The organism is Sorangium sp. So ce1335 (assembly GCF_051521615.1).
In the GTDB taxonomy this organism is placed as follows: Bacteria; Myxococcota_A; Polyangia; order Polyangiales; family Polyangiaceae; genus Sorangium.
Genome location: NZ_CP150363.1, coordinates 8,981,135 through 8,997,493 on the forward strand (window position 1 = coordinate 8,981,135; position 16,359 = coordinate 8,997,493).

Genomic DNA, 16,359 nt, shown 5'->3' on the forward strand with positions numbered 1-16,359 from the left:
GCCGCCGAGAACGAGGGCCGCGCGCGCCTCGCGCGCAGCAAGCCTCGGCGATCCCGGCCACCGGCGCATCTCCCGCCCGGACCTGCGGCGATCGAGGACGCGGCGTCAGTCGCGGTGCCACGCGACGATCGCGTTCGCAAGGGAGCCCAGCACGCCCGCGGCGTAGAGCGCGCGGGCGTGCTCGGGGAACACCGCGGCGGCGGCCGCGCAGGCAGCGCAGAGGGCGGCCGAAAGCCAGCTCGCCTTCCGCAGGCCCGGCGCGGCGGTCGCGTGGATCGCCGCGAACAGGAGCAGATTCGTCGCGAGCGCGCGCTCCACGGGCTCGTCCGTGATCACGGCGAGCGCGCGGTGCAGGAGCATCGCGCCGAACATCATCTTCACCACATGAACAATCCGCCGGTTCACCGCGTTCCTCGAGAGCGGACGGCGAAACGCCCAGAGGAGCGAGAGGCCCACGAGCGCCGTGACGCAGCCCATCCCGAGGAGGTGCGCGGGGCGGACCACCGGGACGAAGCGGCCCAGGCCGACCGTCGCCATCACGACACCGACGGCGCCGATCGCGAGGCCGAAGCGGATACGCTCGCGCCTCGATACGGTGAGATCGATGTCCGAGCTCTTCGCGAGCCGGTCGGCGAGGAAGTCCAGCAGATCATCGAGCGTCGGCCAGCGCTCCTCGGGGCGAGCGCGAAGCCCCCGCGCGAGCGCGTCCCGGACCCACCCGGGCACCTTCGCGCCGGGCGGCGCCGGCCTCAGGAGATCTCGCCGCGCCGCCTCGATCCGCGCGAGGAAGTCCCCGCCCTCGAAGGGCAGCTCGCCATAGAGCGCCTCGTGGAGCGTCGCGCAGAAGCTCCACTGATCGCTCCTCGACGTCGCCGGCAACCGCTCGGCCTGCTCGGGCGCCATGTAGGCCGGCGTTCCCATGAACGCGCTCCCGGCCGTGAGGGGCGCACGGAGCGAGCCGCTCACGGGGACACCGGCGCTATGAACCCCGGCAGGGAGCCAGTCCGTGTCGTGTTGAGGGCGCGCGAGGCCGAAGTCGGCGATCCGCGCCCGGCCGTCCTTGCCCATCAGGATGTTGTCGGGCTTGACGTCGCGGTGGACGAGCCCCTCCCGATGCGCCGCCGCGAGGCCGCGGCCCGCCTCGATCCCCGCGGCGAGCACGGCCTCCCACGCGCGGGGCCGCTCGCGGGACAGGTCGCGCAGCGTCCGGCCGTCGACGAACTCCATCGCGACGAACACGCCCCGACCGTGCTCGCCGATCTCGTAGATGGGAACGACGTTCGGGTGCGAGAGCCTCGCCATCGCCTGCGCCTCGCGCACGAGGCGGGAACGCCCCTCCGGATCGAACGTTCCCGGCGCGATGAGCTTCAGGGCGACACGACGGTCGAGCTCCGGGTCGTACGCAGCATAGACGATGCCCATGCCGCCTTGGCCGGCCCTGTCGAGCACCGTGAACCGCCCGACGCGCGCGCCGGGGCTCAGCGCCTCATCGCGCGAGGTGAGGACGACGGCGGCGCCCTCCAGGAAGCCGTCCGGCTGCGCGCCATCGCACCGGAGCAGGCTCCACACCTCGCGGAAGAGCTCCGGGCGGCCCGCGCACCGGGCCTCGAGGAACGCCCGGCGATCGTCGTGGCGCTGCTGCTCGATCGCCGCCTCGAAGAGCGCCTCGACCTCGGCCGGATCAAGGGGTTGGCTCATCTCCGCCGTGCAGCGCCCGGTAGAGCCACGCTCTCGCGAACCGCCACTCGCGCTCGACCGTGCGCGTCGTCACGCCGGACAGCTCGGCGATCTCCTCCTCGGTCAGGCCCGCGAAATAGCGCAGCATCACGATCTCGGCCTTGCGCGGGTGCTCCTGGCCCAGCTTGCGCAGGGCCTCGTCGAGGGCGATGAGGTCCTCGAACGGGAGGTCGATCGCGAGGGGCAGCGCGTCGAGAGCCCCCTCGGGCGCGCGCTCCTGGTCGCCGCCGCGCTTCCGGGCGGCCTTGCTGCGCGCGTGATCGACGAGGAGGTCGCGCATGGCCTGGGAGGCGGCGCCGAAGAAGTGGGCGCGGCTCTCGAAGCGGGCCTCGCCGTCCCGGAAGAGCTTCTCGTAGGCCTCGTGGACGAGGGCGGTCGGGCCGAGCGTCTGCCCGGCGCGAAGGTGGCGGACGCGGGCCAGGGCGATGACCTTGAGCTCGGCGTAGACGGCGTGGAGGAGCGCGTCCGCGGCGTCCTTCTGGCCCTCCTGCGCCGCGTGGAGGAGGACGGTGATGCCCTCGCCGGCGCTCGGCCGGGGTGCGCGTCGATCGCTCGCGTTCATGGGGTGCGCCTCTCGCGGGGCGGATCGTACACGAAGCGGGCGGGCTGGCGAGCCCGACGGTGTGCCACCCACGTCGCGACAGCCTGGAGTTGGCACGCAGGCGTGCAGCGCGCCGTCTCGCTGCGCGACATAGAAGAGCGACTCTCGCTCGTGATACAAGGGCGCTTCCATGTCGAATGGGGCACCTCATCCATCCACCTTCGAGCTTCGCGCCGGCTCTCTCGCCGCGCGGGACCTCACCGTGCTCGCCTTCCGTGGTCGCGAGGCCATCTCGCGCGGTTACCGGGTCGACATCGACGTTGCCGTGCCCACGCCCTCGATGTTCCTGGACGGCGCCGCCTCAGCCGAGGGAGATGACGATGCTCAAGCGATTTCGTGACGGTTCGACCCTGATCATGGCAGCCATGTCGGTCCTCCTCGCCGGCTGCGGCGCAGCGAGCGCGCCCTCCAAGAAGGGTGAGGGGCAGCAGCTCGGCGTACGTACGCCGGCGACGGCGAGCGCCGCGCCGACCGGACCAGACGAGGATCCTGGTGCGGGTCTGTTCTCGTTGCCACCGACGGAAGACCCCGCCCCGGCCTTGGACCGCTGCGAGCGGGGAGACATCGAGTCTTGCCGCGTCGCCGGCTGGCTGTTCCTCCACGGATTCGGTGTGGCAGAGGACGCGGCGCGCGCGGAGGCTCTCTTCAAAAAGGCGTGTCTCGGCAACGACACGAAGGCGTGCATGGATCTGGCCGCGGAGTACCACCACCGGCATGAATGGCCCAGTAAACGGAGCGTGGCTGTCGCGGAGGCTAGCCAGCACGAGCTGGTCTGCGCACGCGGTGAGCAGCGAGGCTGCCTGGCGCTCGCCCTGGATGTGCTCCGCCATCCCGACGAGCTGAGCGTTTTTCAGGGCACCGTGGGCAAGACAGCGCTGAAGACTGCCGAGGACGCGTGCACGGCGTCCAACGTCGAGGCCTGCTTGACGCTGTTGGGGATCGCCTGGCAGGATAACGACAAGCCCCGTGCGGAGGTCATGAGCGCGAGGCTCCTCGAGATGTGCCTCGCGGGCGAGGCGCGCGCGTGCGAGCCGATCGTCAACCACCACTGGCCGAATAAAACAGCAGACGAGCAGCGTAGCCTCAGTAAAGAGATCTACCTCAAAGCGTGCGAGTTCTCCCAGGCTGAGTGCCGCGCTGGCCGAGCGGAGGAATGCTCGTTCGCCATCGCGTGTACCGGCCAGTACGGCGACGAGCCACGCGGGCGGGATGCTACCCGCGCGGAGCTCACTTACCACGCGTGTGTCAGTGGTCGAGACTTCAAGGAGTGCGTTGCCCTCGCATACCTGTTCCAGTCCGCCAAGGGCGTACCCAGGGACCTCGAGAAGGCGCGCTTCTTCAACGTGGCGGCTTGTCAGCACGGCGTCTATGACGGGTGCTCGCGCGTCATCTCCCGACTCCAGAAGGAGGGCCAAGGACCCGAGATAGACAAGAAGATCTTCGAGCTCGTAAAGATGAGCTGCCGTATGGTCAAGCGCGACTCCGATGGGTTGACGGGCTGCATGGTGCTCGCGGACCTGTACGAGAATGGCCGAGGAACGCAGAAGGACGTCGAGAAGGCCGTGGAGATATGGACGGCGGGGTGTCGGCTCATGGTGGCAGCATGCAACGAGCTCCGTCTCCGGAACAGGCCTGTCCCGCCGGACTCGGCCGACGCAGACGAGCCATGACAAGTAGGCCGACCGTGAGCGGAAGGAACGAGAGCATCATGCGTCTTGAGCGGTATGCCGAGATCCTGGCCCACGTGGTCTATTTCCGGGGCGCGGACCTCTACGAGGTGCTCGCGCGCCTCGGCGTCGCGCCGGCAGAGTGGGAGCGGGCCGACGCCGAGCACATGTCGGAGCTGGCGCTCGCGGGGAAGCGCAACCAGGGCATCCAGGCGCTCCGCTTCAGCTCGGTGTTCGCGAGGACGCGCCGCAGCCTCGAGGCGAAGCGGCCCTCGCTCGCGTCGCTCGGGCCGCCGCAGCGCCCAGGGGCGGAAGATGCCTCGCCAGCGCATCCCCCTCCGCCCGCACCACCGGCGATCGTGCCCCACCAGGGGCAGGCGTTCGTCCCGCCGGGCTCGTCGCCGGAGCGCGACGAGGTCTCTCCCTGGGCCGCAGGCGCGCACGCGCGGCGCGCCTGCGGCCCAGGGAGCTGGGCGCCGGCACCACCCCGTGCCCAGACGGTATCGGCGTCGGCGAGCCCGCCGGTGCCGCCTCGACCTCCGGAGGCTGCTCCCGTACGGCCGGGAGCGCCCTTGGGCGTCGGCATTCCCCGAGGCACGGCGGACATCGCGGAGTTCGTTCCGCGTCCCGACATGCCGTTCCAGTCCGGCCAGGCGCAGGCAGCAGCGCAGAGCGCGCCGGAGGGGAAGCGACTCCAGCGGTTCGACCCGCAAACGGGCAAGCCCCTCGATGCGCCCCTCTGGGTCGACGCGCCGCCGGTCCGAGGCGACGAGGGAAACGGCTGACGCTGGCGGTCGCGCCCCGCTCACCAGCACAGGAGAGCACAGAGGAAGATGCGTTCGCGATCCTCCACGCCAGGCAAGCCTGCCGCAAAGCGCGGCGACAAGATCGTCGGCATCGACACGCACGTGGTGATGGTCCCCTCGCCCGGCGGGCCCGTGCCCACGCCGACGCCGATGCCGTTCAACGGGGACCTGTCCGGCGACCTGAGCGCGGACGTCCTCGTCGAGGACAGGCCGGCCGCGGTCCAGGGGAGCACCGCGACGAACGCGCCGGCCCACGTCCCCGCGGGAGGCACGTTCCAGCGTCCCCCGTCCAACAAGGCTCGCATCCAGGTGGGCAGCAAGACGGTGCTCATCAACGATAGGCCCGCTGCGCACCTCGGCGATCCGGCGCTGACTTGCAACGACCCGGCCGACGCGCCGAACGGGAGCGTGATCGCCTCCGGGACCGTGCTGGTGGGCGACTAGGGCCCTGGAATGGCGGCAGCAGGCACGGAGCGAGCAGCGGAGGCGCAGGAGACGAGCCAAGGGCTGTCGCTGGCGCAGTACGCTGCCGTCAGGGCGGCGCTGGCGGAGGGGTTCCCGCTCGCGGACGTGCTCGCGGTCGAGGGGCTGAAGCCGCGCGCGTTCGCGCGCGCGGATCTCGCCTGGAAGCAGCGGATTGCCGCGGAGCCGAAGCTGCTCGCGGCCTACGAGCGGGAGCTGGCGCTCGCGGAGGACTGGCTCGATCGCCCGATCGAGCCGCTCGCGGAGGATGCGGCCGCCTGGGCGAGCTTCCTTGCTGCCTTCGAGGCGCACTCGGCGCCGTTCGAGCTGCTCGAGGGCGAGGGTCTCGGCATGAACGACATGGCCCGGCTCCACCGCCGCTGGGCTCGGCGCGCCCGGGTGGATGCGAAGCTCGGTGAGCTCCTCCTGGAGCTGCGCGCGGAGCCGGGCAAGCTGGGACCGCTCCGGGTAGGCCCTCGGGTGCTGAGGCCGTCGCGGGTCGCTGCTGCGCAGGGGCCGGCGAAGGCGCCCACCGGCGAGCCGGCCGCGGCGAGCCCGCGCGGCGAGCCCGGTCCTGGCCTGGCCGAGTACGCCGCGCTGTGCGCCGAGCTCGCGGCGATGCCCGAGCAGCGCGAGCGGCTGCTGCGACGCCACGGCCTCGCCGATGAAGAGGCGCTCGCCGCGCTGAATCGTCGGTGGCGCGAGGCGCTCGAACGCGATGCGGCGCTGGCGAAGGACTTCGAACGGCTCGAGGCGCACCACGCGCGCCGACTGGAGATGCTCCTCGCCCGTGCGCGAGCGATCACGGACGTCGAGCGCTCGACGACCCATCTCGCCGCCTCGCCCACGCCTGCCGCCCCTCCTTCCGGCGGGGTGGTCGCCCCAGAGGCGCTCCAGGGCACAGGACCCCTGCTTCATGTCCCCCGGGGCGCGGTGGTTCCCTTTGTGCCCGCGCCCGCGAGACCCGCGGTGCGACCTCCGAGCGAGCTCGGAGAAACGTCGCTGAGCCTCGAGATCCCCCGTGACCTGCTGAGGCAAGCCGCGCGCGGACAGGCCGCCGTTGCCGGAGCCATGTCGCAGAGCGCCAAGGCGTCACCGCCTCCTTCCCCGCCGGGCAACACGGCCAACGGCATCCCGGCGCGACTCCCCGAACCGCTGGAGATGATCCTCCCGCTCTCCCGGTATGCCGCCCTCTGCGCCGAGCTGGCCTTGTCCCCTGACGCAGCCGAGGCGGTGTTCCAGCGGTACGGCCTGGGCTCCAGCGAGGTCCGGTCAGCCGTCGATGCAGCCTGGAAGCAGCGGCTGCGCGAGCGCCCGACGGAGTACGCGGCGTGGGAGGACATGTACCGCCGCTACCATGCGCACTTCGCGAAACGGGGCGCGCCCGCGGGGTGATGGAGCTCGATCCCGCCCGAGGCCCGTGGCGCTCCTTCCGATGAGGCGGATCGACGCCCCGGCCAGTGTCCCTCACCCCGTCCTCGACAGCAAGAACCCGTCGTATCCCTGCGCCGCGACGGCCTCGCACGTCTTCCTGTAGGCCCCGACGCCGCCCGCATAGGGCATGAGGACGCGCGGTTTGCCAGGGATGTTGGCCCCGATGTACCAGGAGCTGGCCAGGGGGTAGAGCGTGCCGTCGGCCACCTCCTTGACGTGGGCAACCCACCTGTCCTCCGCTTCGACCGTCGCCTCAATGAGGTCGAAGCCGCGCGCTCGGAGGGCTCCGATGCAGTCCGAGATCCACTCCACGTGCTGCTCTATCGAGACGATCGCGTTGCTGAACACGGACGGGCTGCCGGGTCCGGTGACGGTGAACAGGTTCGGAAAGCCGGCGACGGCGATGCCGAGGTACGTGCGAGGGCCGCCGGACCACTTCTGCTTCAACGACGCGCCGCCTCTCCCCACGAGCTCGATGCCCGTCAGCGCGCCCGTCATCGCGTCGAACCCCGTCGCGAAGACCAGGCTGTCGAGCGCGTACTCCGCGCTCCGCGTCCGGAGCCCCCTGGGCGTGATCTCCTCGATCGGCGACGCCTTGACGTCGACAAGGGTGACGTTGTCCCGGTTATAGGTCTCGTAGTAGCGCGTGTCGACGCAGAGCCGCCGGGTGCCCAGCGGATATCCCCGGGGCGACAGCGCCTCGGCGACGGCCGGATCGCGGACCGTCGCGCGGATCCGGCCCCGGACGAACTCGGCGGCGGTCTCGTTGGCCTCCCGGGAGCGCATGACGTCCGAGAACGTGGCGAGGAAGGCAGTCCCGCCCTGCTCCCATCGGGCCCTGTACGCGCGCTCCCGCTCGTCGGGCGACACCTCCAGCGCGGACCTCGGGTCGACGTCCATGACGACGCCGGCGCGCGTCTCGCGGGCCTTGCGCCGGTGCTCGGCGTAATTCGCCTTCATCGACGACACGTGCGCAGGGTCGAGGGGCGCGTTGCGCGCGGGCACGCTGAAGCACGGGGTCCGCTGGAAGACGAAGAGGTGGCTCGCCTGCTCGGCGACGGCGGGGATGACCTGGACACCGGACGACCCCGTGCCGATGACGCCGACGCGCTTGCCGGTGAAGTCGACGCCCTCGTGCGGCCAGCGGCTCGTGTGGTACAGCTCGCCCTCGAAGGCGTCGATTCCCCGGATGTCGGGCCGCTTCGCGACGGAGAGGCAGCCCGTCGCCATGATCAGGAACCTCGCGGACGCGCTGGCGCCGTCGTCCGTATGGATCGACCACCGACCCGTCGCCTCGTCGAAGGCGGCCGCCGTCACCCGCGTCCCGAGCTGGATGTCCTGGCGGAGCGCGAACCTGTCCGCCACGTGCTCGAGATACCGCAGGATCTCCGGCTGGGTGCCGTATCGCTCGGTCCACGTCCACTCCTGCTGGAGCTCGGGCGAGAACGAATAGGAGTAGTCCATGCTCGCGATGTCGCAGCGCGCGCCCGGGTAGCGGTTCCAGAACCAGGTGCCGCCCACCCCGCTGCCCGCCTCGTAGACCCGCGTCGAGAGGCCGAGCTCGCGCAATCGATAGAGCATGTACAGGCCCGCAAACCCGGCACCGACGACGACGGCATCGAAGCGGCGGGCAGGCTCCGCGCCAGTGTTCGAACAGCTCGATTGCGATCCTGACATGATGTTCGCCTCCCTCTGGACATGGGCGTGCGCCCGGGCGCTCCGCGCCCCGTGCGATCGCCGAGAAGATGCGTGCCGCGCCGCGCCGACCCGGCGCCGCCGCCGCGGCTCAGGCGCGGTGGACGCCCCAGGCGAGCGCCATCAAGCCCAGGACCAGCGCGAGGCCGAGGACCAGGAGGCCGCTCCAGCCCAGCGCCGACAGGAGGGCCCCGGACGTCAGCGACGCGACGCCGCTGGCGGCGAACACGCACAGATCATTGACGCCCTGCGCGCGAAAGCGCTCGGCCCCCGAGCGGCTGCGCGCGACGAGGGTCGTCGCGGTCACGAACACATAACACCATCCGACCCCGACGAGCGCCAGTCCGACCAGGTGCCCCCCGAAGCCCGGGAGCCAGCTCACAAGGAACCCCACGAGCAAGAACAGCAGCCCCAGGCCCTGGAGCTGCGCGATCGACAGCCGCCGCAGCAGGGCGCCGACCGAGAGCGAGGGCAGGTACATGCACAGCAGGTGCACCTGGATCACCCAGCTCGCCTCCTCGACCGAGCTCCGCTCGATGCCGCACATCTGCAACGGCGTCGGCACCATGATCAGGCTCATCACCAGGAAGGCGCCGGCGCCCATGGCCACCATCGGCCAGTAGAGCGCGCGGGCGCGCGCGTCGGGCGCGGCGGAGGCCTCGACGGCACACGCTCCCTGCGGCCGGTACGCCACGAAGGAGAGAGCGGCCAGCGCCTGGAGCGCCGCCAGGATCATCAGGGCAGAGGGCATGGCGCTGGCCGTCCGCCCCTCCAGCAGGCCGAAGAGCGAGAGGCCAGGCACGATTCCGGCAGCGCTGGCGAGCTGCACGAGGGTCAGCAGGCGCGGCCCCATGCCGCTCGGCCGCCCTTCCAGGATCGCGAACCGGTACTGCTGCACGAACGCGCCTTGCAGGCCGACCCCCAAGACCGCCGCGCAGAAGAGCCAGAGATCCGACAGCGCCACAGCCCGCGCCGCGAGCGACAGGCAGCCGGCGGACAGCAGCGCCGCGGCGATGAAGCACGGCCTGCGCCCGAAGCGGCGCATCATCTGGCTGGCGGGCCAGGTGCCCAGGGCCGAGGACAGCACCAGCACGGCCACCGGCAGGGTCGCGAGCCGCATGTCCATCGCGAGCCGCTCGCCCACCACGCTGCCGACGAACTGGATCGCGACGACGCCCGCGATCCCGACGACCTGACACAGCAGCAGGACAAGCGTGTTGACGGACGTGGCCGGCACCGCCCGAAGCGCCCGGCCCATCACCGGAGCCGCTCCGCGTCGGGCCGCGCGGGCTCGTCGTCGGCGCCGAGCGCCGCGATGGCGTCCAGGGAGAGGCCGAGGTGCTCGTGGAGGAATCGCACCATCGTCCAGTGCGGCAATGCGCCCTCGTCGAAGGGGCCGAACTCCTCGCGGTACAGCGGCAGCCAGCGCAGCGCCTCGTCGAGCGCCTGCTCCCGGCTGGGCTGCGTCTCCTGGTATTCCTCGTACGGCAGGCTGCGGTGATGGATGAAGAAGCGCCCCGGCAGGCGCTCCTCGCAGAGCGCCCGGTACTCTCGGGTCTGCAGGATGAGGTAATGCCAGATCTCGTCGATCTCCTGCTCCACCGGCAGGAACAGCCCGATCAGCGGCTCCGGATGGCGCGAGATCAGGTACAGGTACCTGAGGCACTCGATGACCTGGCGCTCGACATGGGCGGGCTCCTCGCCGGTGGTCCGAACGAAGTGCCGCACCACGCCGGAGAAGAGCGCTTCGTCGAGCAGCGCCTTCAGCGCGGCTTCCGTCACCTTCGGTCGATCGCGCTTCACAGGCCACCTCGCTCCGTCGCGTCGCCGCCCCGCGCCAACCACGCATATTTGCCGGATTTGCCGATCGCGATGTGCGCGCGATGCTCGAGGGCGCACTCGAGCCCGGCGCCCTCCTGGATCGACCGTCGCAGCGCGCGCGCCGCGGCCGGGTCGATCGGCCTGTCGTCGAACGTCGTGTAGAGGAGCCGCGCCCGGCGCGTCCCCTCCGGGTGGAGCTGGTAAATAAAGATGGAGGTCGCGGCGGCGGCGATCCAGTCGTCGAGGTGAGCGTGGGAGATCGCGCCCCCGCGATCGAGCCACAAGAGCTCCCGCTCTCGCCCGCAGAACCGGCGGATCCGGAGCGGATCGGGGGAGCCGTCGACCGTCTCGGCGCAGTCCCCCGAGCGGTAGCGGATGAGCGGCATGTACGGGTTGCGCACGCTCGAGACGATGATGCTGTAGATCGTGCTGCCCTCCTCGACCGGGATCAGCTCGAGGTGCATCCTGTCGAGGGATGGCCAGTACTGCCCGTGGCGATCGCTGTAGTACAGGTATCCCAGCTCGGTGCTGCCGAAGAGATCGATGATCGGGCACTCGAAGCGCTGCTGCAGGAACCGCCGCACGTTCCTCGGCGTGAGCTCGTAGGCGTGAATGATGCTTGCCGGCCTCGGGAAGCGCGCCCACGCGCCACAGGCATCCGCCTTCCGCACGAGATGCGCGAGGTGGAGGCTGTCGCAGTCGAGGTGGTACCAGCCCCGCGGATGCGCCTGCTGCACGGCGGTCATCTCGTCGAGCATGCGCTCGACGTCGCCGCGATCCCAGTGCGCCGGGTCGAGCCGCAGGTTGAGGTAGAGCGTGCGCGCGTCGAGCCGGCGATCCGCGAGCCCCGGGAGCGCCGGCGCCTCGGCGCCCCGCCTCCTCGCGTTGAGGCGCGCCACGTGCTCGGTCGCCAGCACCGTGGTGATCGAGACGCGCTGGCAGCCCTGCTGCCAGGTGACGGCGATGTCGGGGTGCTCGCTCCACAGCCGGTAATACGACCCGAGCAGGAAGAGGGGCGGGCGTATGATCTGCATCCGCGCGTGGTTGGTCCCGGTCGACAGGACGAGCTCCGCCTCGCCGGTCCTCAGCGCCTCGGCGAGCCTCGGGGTCATCCAGCTGTCCGGGAAGCCTCTGGCGATCTCCGGCTTCTCGAGGATCGGGAAGGAGCCCGCCTCGATCGACCGGCGGTAGATGGGGATGTCCCTGACCTGTTCGATCATCTCGGAGAGCGTCTGTCGATGGGCGTCCATGGTCGATTCCAGGGTGGCAGCCGAACAGGCCGTCAAGAAGCGTTGAATCCATGGGTCCGGGGGACGCGAGCGAGGCAGGAGGCCGACAGAAGCGGCGGCTCTCCGCCTCGCTCGCGAGCCCGGACGGTCCGGCTAGCTGATGCAGCCGGCCTTCTTCGAGATGCAGCCGGCCTTCCGCGAGATACAGCCGGCCTTCTTCGAGATGCAGCCGGCCTTCCGCGAGATGCAGCCGGCCTTCCTGGCGTCGAGCGCGGGCCCGCCGGCCGAGTTGGCCGCGAGCCACCGGCTCCAGAGATGATCCTGGGCGAGCTGCTGGATCAATTGCTTCATTCGAACCTCCGAGAATGCATGATGGATGTTGCGTGAACGACGCACATCTCCACAGCCCGCGCGCCGCTGCGGTCGTGTGCCCCCACGGCCCGGCGGACACCATTGTGATCCGCCCGACCGTCTCGCTGACTATATTGGGGCACCAACGATCGTCAAGCGATCTGCCGCGGCGATTGAAACGAAATCATGGACGCCAATGAGGCAGTTCCTGGATGCATCGCGCCACCGCGAGTTCCGGTGACAGGACGGCTTCAGGCGCAGCACAACGTTCTCGCCACGCGCGCCGGCGATCCCACGATTCATTCGAATTCATCGCACGGCGTCGCGAACACCTGCGTTGACGCCTTCGTGATGGCATGACGTTTTTTTTCCCGCGGCGACCGTCTCTCTGTCCGCGCTCGACTGGCCATGCCGGCGCGGCGGCGTCCATCCGGCGCAGCCCGCGTGTCGCTCGGCCGGCGAGCGCCGGCGCCCTCGGCGCCCGCCGGGCGGCGCGATCACCTTCCCGCCGCCGAGGGTCCCCGCCGGGTCGTGACGATCCGGCTCACGCGCTCGAGGGCGAGCTCGCCCGGTGCGCACATGGCCGCACCGGCGCCACCGGCGACGGCCTGCACCGCCGACCTGCGCGGGAGAGCCGCCCGGCCCGTGGAAGAGACGCCGCGAGGTGCCCTTGCATCTCCGGCTCCGAAGCTTAACTCATCGCGTGATCCCGGCCCCCGGCCCGCGCGTGGGCCAAGGCGATACGCCGGAAAGGAATCGGAAAGGAAGTCACGCCATGCGCGCTGTCGATCGCATCGAACTCGAGAACGACGCCCTCACCACGCCGGAAGGTGACGGAGGCGCTCCGGCCGGGACCGAGAAGGCCGTCGAGAGCTCCTGGTCGGAGGCCATGCGCCTCCTGGAGCAGGCCGCCGCCATCGCCGCCGCGCGCGGGTGCGATCCGCAGTCGTTCACGAACGCCGCCTTCGCGGCCTATGTGGCCAAGAACCCGGCGTTCCGGCGGTGGATCGAGACCGCGCAGCTCGCCCACCGGCTCGAGCACCTGCGGCGCGAGGGGCGCGTCGGCGTGGCCTGAGGCGCACGGCGAGGCGGCGCGGGGTCCCTCGGCCCCGCGCGCCGGCGACGAGGAGCCGGCCGCCCGCTCGACACGCCCGGCGACGCCAGAACGGGGCCCCGCCGCGCGATGGGCCCCCCGCCTCGTCCCGCACGGACGCCCGCTCACCGCGCCAGGCCACGCCGGCGCGGCGCCCGCCGCGCGGACGGGCCCCCCGCCTCGTGCCGCATGGACGCCGGCGCGAGGGCTGCCGCGGCGCGCGCCGGCGCCGAGCACCTCGTCCTGGGCGGCGCGCACCCGCGCCGGGCACCTCGTCCTGGAACAAGCGCCACGGTCGCGAACATCAGCGCTTGACTACGGCGACGGCGGTTGGTACTCCTCCGCCGCGCACCGACGGAGACGACCTCGCGTCATCGACGTCCGCGGGAGTAACTCAGTGGTAGAGTGCAACCTTGCCAAGGTTGACGTCGCGGGTTCAAATCCCGTCTCCCGCTCCACAGTCCAGGCATCGCAGCAGCCGGCGTCGACGAAACGACCGCGACGCCGAGCGCGGCCCCTCCGCCCGCGTCAACACCGGAGGCCCTGAGCGCCGCCGCTCGCGTCAGTCGGCGCCCGCGCCGAGCGCGAGGAGGGCGAAGCTCGCGAGCCAGTGCTCGCCCATGTAGTCGCCGGCCACGTGCGGCAGGCTGGCGTCGAGGTGCCGCTCCGCCGCGTCGAGCGCGCGGGCGCGGACCGGATCGCCTGCGGGCAGCGCCGCGGCGAGCGAGCGCCAGCACCAGGCGCGGCTCAGGTTGAGCCCGTCGAGGTGCGCGATCTTGCCGTCGCTCCGGTCGCTGACCGTCGCGGGCAGGAACAGCGTGGCGGGCTCGCCCTGCGCCGCGCCCGGCAGGAACCGCGCGAACCAGCCGCGGAACTCCGGTCCGGGGAGCACCCGCCGCATGCACTCGGCCTCCATCAGCGCGGGCGAGAGGAAGTCGTCCTGCGAGGGCTCCCACGCCTGGCAGCCCGCGTCGCGGCCATACCACGCCCGCGCGGCCTCGGCGCACCGCCGCGACAGCGGCTCATCGCCCCTCACGGCCGCGTACTCCAGCGCGAGCGCCAGCGCGAACGCGGTGTTGGTGTGCGCCCCGGCGCGGACGGGGTACGTGGCCCTTGGCAGGAACTCGAGGAAGCGCTCGGCGAACGCGTCCCCGAGCGGGGCCAGCGCCGCCGACCACCGGCGCCCCTCCTCGGTGCCGTGCCGCGCGAGCTCGGCCGCGAGCATGAGCAGCCACGCCCACCCGTAAGGCCGCTCGAAGCCGCGGCTCGACGGCCGCCGGAGATAGGCCAGCTCGGCGGCGACCTTCTCGCCCGTGAGCTGCGCTTCCAGCAGCGCGCGGGCGTGCGCGGCGGCCGGCGCTCCGGGGAAAAGGCGGAGGATCCGCGCGAGCAGCCAGTACCCGTGCACGCACGAGTGCCAGTCGAAGCTGCCGTAGAAGATCGGGTGCAGGTCGCGCGGGCCCCGCACGTCCTCGGGGCCGGTCATCACGTGATCGAGCTTGTTCGGGTACTCCCGCGTCACGTGCCCGAGCGCGAGGGCGGCGAGCTGCGAGGCGATCTCGGGGGTCAGGACGTGCGTCATGGGGACCTCGGCGCGGAATGAGCGGAGAACGATCGCGGAATGAGCGGAGAATGAGCGGGGATCAGCGGGGAAAGACGAGCAGGTACAGGAGGAGCGTGTTCCCGACGAGCAGGAGCAGCGCGGTGGGGAGCTGGGCCTTGATCACGCCGTCGCGATCGGGCAGCCCGAGCAGCGCCGCAGGCACGACGTTGAAGTTCGCGGCCATGGGGGTCATCAGCGTCCCACAGAAGCCGGACAGCATCCCGATGGCGCACAGGATCGCCGGGTCGCCGCCGAAGCGGCGCACGATCAAGGGCAGCCCCACCGCGGCGGTCATGACGGGGAACGCCGCGAACGCGTTGCCCATGATCACGGTGAACACCGCCATGCCCACCGTGTAAGCCGCCACCGCGGCGAACCGGCTGCCGAGCGGGAGGACGCCCCCGGCGAGCTGCCCGACCACGTCGCCGACGCCGGCCGCCGAGAACACGAGCCCGAGCGCGGCCAGCATCTGGGGCAGGATCGCCGCCCAGCCCACCGTGTCCAGCAGGCGCCGGCCCTCCTGCAAGGGCGCGAGCAGCGGCGGGCGCAGCCACGCCACGGACGCCGCGAGGGCCAGCACCACGCCGAGGGCGAGCGAGATCAGCGTGGCCTGCCCCCGGTCGAGCAACGGGGTCCCCAGGACCTCGATGCGCCGGAGGACCAGCGTGCCCAGGAGGGCCGTCGCCGGGACGATCAGCGCCGGGATGAAGAGGAGGTCGCCGCGCCGCTCGGCGCCGGCGAGCCGCTCCTCGCGCGTCGTCGTGGCGGGGCGCCCCTGCCCCAGGCCCCCGAGGCCGGCGAGGAGCACGAGGGCGATCACGAGCACCCCGTTCCCGAGATCCCCGAGGCGCGCGCCGAAGAGGAAGCTCGTCGCCAGGAGCCCCCAGAAGAGGGCGTTCTTCCAGCGCTTCTCGTTCTCGCGGTCGGCCGCGCTCAGGAGCGCCGACGCCGCGAAGAACAGCCCTGCTGCGGCATAGCCGACATCGAGCGTGATCATCCGCGCCCCTCCCCGGTATCCACGTCGGAGACGCGGGAGTCGTGGGCGACGCGGGCGAGCTCGCGCCGGAGCCGCCGGTCGAGCAGCAGGAGCCGTGTCCCGTGGATCAGGAGCGCCAGGATCGCCGTGGGGATGGCCCAGATCGACACCTGGAGCGGCTCGACGAAGATCCCGTTCTGCTCGAGAAACCCCTTGATGAGCAGGATCGACGCGATGGCGAGGAAGATGTCCTCGCCGAAGAACAGCGCCACGTTGTCGGCCGCCGCCGCCGAGGCGCGGATCAGCCAGCGCGTCCTGTCCGGCAGCGGCCCGTACCGGTTCTCCGCCGCGCCCTCGGCCATGGGCGCGATCAGCGGGCGGACCATCTGCGCGTGGCCGCCCAGCGAGGTCAGGCCGAGGGCCGCGCTGACCTGCCGCACCACGAAATACACGAGCAGGAGACGCCCGGTCGTGGCGCCCCTCACCCGCGACACCAGCGCGCGCGCCCGCTCCTGGAGGCCAGCGCGCTCCAGGAGGCCGATGACCGGCAGGATCAACCAGACCAGGCTGACATAGCGGTTGTCGTTGAAGGCCTTGCCCAGGGCCGAGATCCCCTCGATCGGGCTCATCCCCGCCGAGAGGCTCGTGGCGATGGCCGCCGCCGCGACGACCAGGAGCGGATGGATCCGGACGACGAAGCCGACGACCAGGACCGCGACCCCGAGGAGCGTGAGCATGCTTCTTCCCCCGTGCTCGCGGGCAACGTCGCACGCCGGCGAGGGCATCGTCCACGGGCGCGCGCGAGGTTCGTGCGCTCGGCGGCCCGCGCTTGACGCCGGCCGGCGCGTCGGGTGGCCTCCGGGACGCGACAGGTACAGAGGTCG

General features: G+C 71.7%; 16 protein-coding genes and 1 tRNA gene. 7 read left to right on the forward strand and 10 right to left on the reverse strand.

What is annotated here, in order from left to right; all coding sequences use genetic code 11:
- Positions 1–105 precede the first annotated feature (105 nt).
- Both WMF24_RS33275 and WMF24_RS33280 read right to left on the reverse strand, forming a co-directional pair.
- The gene (locus WMF24_RS33275) at positions 106–1,698 is read right to left on the reverse strand and encodes a serine/threonine-protein kinase (RefSeq protein ID WP_437731458.1); all 1,593 of its coding nucleotides are present in this window, start codon (positions 1,696–1,698) and stop codon (positions 106–108) included.
- Positions 1,682–2,299, reverse strand: coding sequence for an ECF-type sigma factor (locus WMF24_RS33280; protein ID WP_437731459.1), 618 nt, complete (start codon positions 2,297–2,299; stop codon positions 1,682–1,684). The genes WMF24_RS33275 and WMF24_RS33280 overlap by 17 nt, the downstream gene beginning before the upstream one ends.
- A 169-nt stretch (positions 2,300–2,468) precedes the next feature.
- Between WMF24_RS33280 and WMF24_RS33285 the strand changes: the two genes are divergently transcribed.
- The 5 genes from WMF24_RS33285 to WMF24_RS33305 are packed head-to-tail and all read left to right on the forward strand — an operon-like array spanning position 2,469 to position 6,668.
- Positions 2,469–2,678: a hypothetical protein gene (locus WMF24_RS33285; RefSeq protein WP_437731460.1), complete on the forward strand. Its 210-nt coding sequence runs from the start codon at positions 2,469–2,471 to the stop codon at positions 2,676–2,678.
- Entirely contained in the window at positions 2,659–4,008 is a 1,350-nt protein-coding gene (locus WMF24_RS33290) for a hypothetical protein (RefSeq protein WP_437731461.1), read from the forward strand. The genes WMF24_RS33285 and WMF24_RS33290 overlap by 20 nt, the downstream gene beginning before the upstream one ends.
- A gap of 38 nt (positions 4,009–4,046) precedes the next feature.
- The gene (locus WMF24_RS33295) at positions 4,047–4,790 is read left to right on the forward strand and encodes a hypothetical protein (RefSeq protein ID WP_437731462.1); all 744 of its coding nucleotides are present in this window, start codon (positions 4,047–4,049) and stop codon (positions 4,788–4,790) included.
- Between the two features lie 48 nt (positions 4,791–4,838).
- Entirely contained in the window at positions 4,839–5,255 is a 417-nt protein-coding gene (locus WMF24_RS33300) for a PAAR domain-containing protein (RefSeq protein WP_437731463.1), read from the forward strand.
- A 9-nt stretch (positions 5,256–5,264) separates the two neighbouring features.
- Complete coding sequence (locus WMF24_RS33305; RefSeq protein WP_437731464.1) at positions 5,265–6,668, forward strand: hypothetical protein; 1,404 nt, start codon at positions 5,265–5,267, stop codon at positions 6,666–6,668.
- 72 nt (positions 6,669–6,740) lie between these two features.
- Here WMF24_RS33305 and WMF24_RS33310 read toward each other — a convergent pair whose 3' ends face one another.
- The 5 genes from WMF24_RS33310 to WMF24_RS33330 form a co-directional block, all read right to left on the reverse strand.
- A complete protein-coding gene (locus WMF24_RS33310; RefSeq protein ID WP_437731465.1) occupies positions 6,741–8,384 on the reverse strand; it encodes a flavin-containing monooxygenase in 1,644 nt (547 codons plus the stop codon).
- A 109-nt stretch (positions 8,385–8,493) separates the two neighbouring features.
- Positions 8,494–9,660, reverse strand: coding sequence for an MFS transporter (locus tag WMF24_RS33315; RefSeq protein WP_437731466.1), 1,167 nt, complete (start codon positions 9,658–9,660; stop codon positions 8,494–8,496).
- Positions 9,660–10,205 (reverse strand): glycine-rich domain-containing protein, encoded by a 546-nt coding sequence (locus WMF24_RS33320; protein WP_437731467.1) that lies wholly within the window; start codon positions 10,203–10,205, stop codon positions 9,660–9,662. Before WMF24_RS33320 ends, WMF24_RS33315 begins: the two co-directional genes overlap by 1 nt.
- The gene (locus tag WMF24_RS33325; protein ID WP_437731468.1) at positions 10,202–11,473 is read right to left on the reverse strand and encodes a hypothetical protein; all 1,272 of its coding nucleotides are present in this window, start codon (positions 11,471–11,473) and stop codon (positions 10,202–10,204) included. Before WMF24_RS33325 ends, WMF24_RS33320 begins: the two co-directional genes overlap by 4 nt.
- A gap of 132 nt (positions 11,474–11,605) precedes the next feature.
- Positions 11,606–11,803 (reverse strand): hypothetical protein, encoded by a 198-nt coding sequence (locus tag WMF24_RS33330; protein ID WP_437731469.1) that lies wholly within the window; start codon positions 11,801–11,803, stop codon positions 11,606–11,608.
- Positions 11,804–12,578: 775 nt separating this feature from the next.
- Between WMF24_RS33330 and WMF24_RS33335 the strand changes: the two genes are divergently transcribed.
- Both WMF24_RS33335 and WMF24_RS33340 read left to right on the forward strand, forming a co-directional pair.
- The gene (locus WMF24_RS33335) at positions 12,579–12,878 is read left to right on the forward strand and encodes a hypothetical protein (protein ID WP_437731470.1); all 300 of its coding nucleotides are present in this window, start codon (positions 12,579–12,581) and stop codon (positions 12,876–12,878) included.
- A 401-nt stretch (positions 12,879–13,279) separates the two neighbouring features.
- Positions 13,280–13,354 (forward strand) — tRNA-Gly (locus tag WMF24_RS33340).
- A gap of 104 nt (positions 13,355–13,458) precedes the next feature.
- Here the strand turns inward: WMF24_RS33340 and WMF24_RS33345 are convergent.
- From WMF24_RS33345 to WMF24_RS33355, 3 genes are all read right to left on the reverse strand, one after another.
- Positions 13,459–14,478: a DUF2891 domain-containing protein gene (locus tag WMF24_RS33345; RefSeq protein ID WP_437731471.1), complete on the reverse strand. Its 1,020-nt coding sequence runs from the start codon at positions 14,476–14,478 to the stop codon at positions 13,459–13,461.
- A gap of 61 nt (positions 14,479–14,539) precedes the next feature.
- A complete protein-coding gene (locus WMF24_RS33350) occupies positions 14,540–15,496 on the reverse strand; it encodes a DUF979 domain-containing protein (protein ID WP_437731472.1) in 957 nt (318 codons plus the stop codon).
- Entirely contained in the window at positions 15,493–16,212 is a 720-nt protein-coding gene (locus WMF24_RS33355) for a DUF969 domain-containing protein (protein ID WP_437731473.1), read from the reverse strand. Before WMF24_RS33355 ends, WMF24_RS33350 begins: the two co-directional genes overlap by 4 nt.
- Positions 16,213–16,359 lie beyond the last annotated feature (147 nt).

What these genes read in the sequence shown, in the direction of transcription:
- WMF24_RS33275 (WP_437731458.1), bottom strand. Translation starts at nt 1,698, where the DNA reads ATGAGCCAACCCCTTGATCCGGCCGAGGTCGAGGCGCTCTTCGAGGCG.
- WMF24_RS33345 (WP_437731471.1), bottom strand. Translation starts at nt 14,478, where the DNA reads ATGACGCACGTCCTGACCCCCGAGATCGCCTCGCAGCTCGCCGCCCTC.
- WMF24_RS33310 (WP_437731465.1), bottom strand. Translation starts at nt 8,384, where the DNA reads ATGTCAGGATCGCAATCGAGCTGTTCGAACACTGGCGCGGAGCCTGCC.
- WMF24_RS33285 (WP_437731460.1), top strand. Translation starts at nt 2,469, where the DNA reads ATGTCGAATGGGGCACCTCATCCATCCACCTTCGAGCTTCGCGCCGGC.
- WMF24_RS33290 (WP_437731461.1), top strand. Translation starts at nt 2,659, where the DNA reads ATGCTCAAGCGATTTCGTGACGGTTCGACCCTGATCATGGCAGCCATG.
- WMF24_RS33300 (WP_437731463.1), top strand. Translation starts at nt 4,839, where the DNA reads ATGCGTTCGCGATCCTCCACGCCAGGCAAGCCTGCCGCAAAGCGCGGC.
- WMF24_RS33325 (WP_437731468.1), bottom strand. Translation starts at nt 11,473, where the DNA reads ATGGACGCCCATCGACAGACGCTCTCCGAGATGATCGAACAGGTCAGG.
- WMF24_RS33295 (WP_437731462.1), top strand. Translation starts at nt 4,047, where the DNA reads ATGCGTCTTGAGCGGTATGCCGAGATCCTGGCCCACGTGGTCTATTTC.
- WMF24_RS33330 (WP_437731469.1), bottom strand. Translation starts at nt 11,803, where the DNA reads ATGAAGCAATTGATCCAGCAGCTCGCCCAGGATCATCTCTGGAGCCGG.
- WMF24_RS33350 (WP_437731472.1), bottom strand. Translation starts at nt 15,496, where the DNA reads ATGATCACGCTCGATGTCGGCTATGCCGCAGCAGGGCTGTTCTTCGCG.
- WMF24_RS33315 (WP_437731466.1), bottom strand. Translation starts at nt 9,660, where the DNA reads ATGGGCCGGGCGCTTCGGGCGGTGCCGGCCACGTCCGTCAACACGCTT.
- WMF24_RS33305 (WP_437731464.1), top strand. Translation starts at nt 5,265, where the DNA reads ATGGCGGCAGCAGGCACGGAGCGAGCAGCGGAGGCGCAGGAGACGAGC.
- WMF24_RS33335 (WP_437731470.1), top strand. Translation starts at nt 12,579, where the DNA reads ATGCGCGCTGTCGATCGCATCGAACTCGAGAACGACGCCCTCACCACG.
- WMF24_RS33280 (WP_437731459.1), bottom strand. Translation starts at nt 2,299, where the DNA reads ATGAACGCGAGCGATCGACGCGCACCCCGGCCGAGCGCCGGCGAGGGC.
- WMF24_RS33355 (WP_437731473.1), bottom strand. Translation starts at nt 16,212, where the DNA reads ATGCTCACGCTCCTCGGGGTCGCGGTCCTGGTCGTCGGCTTCGTCGTC.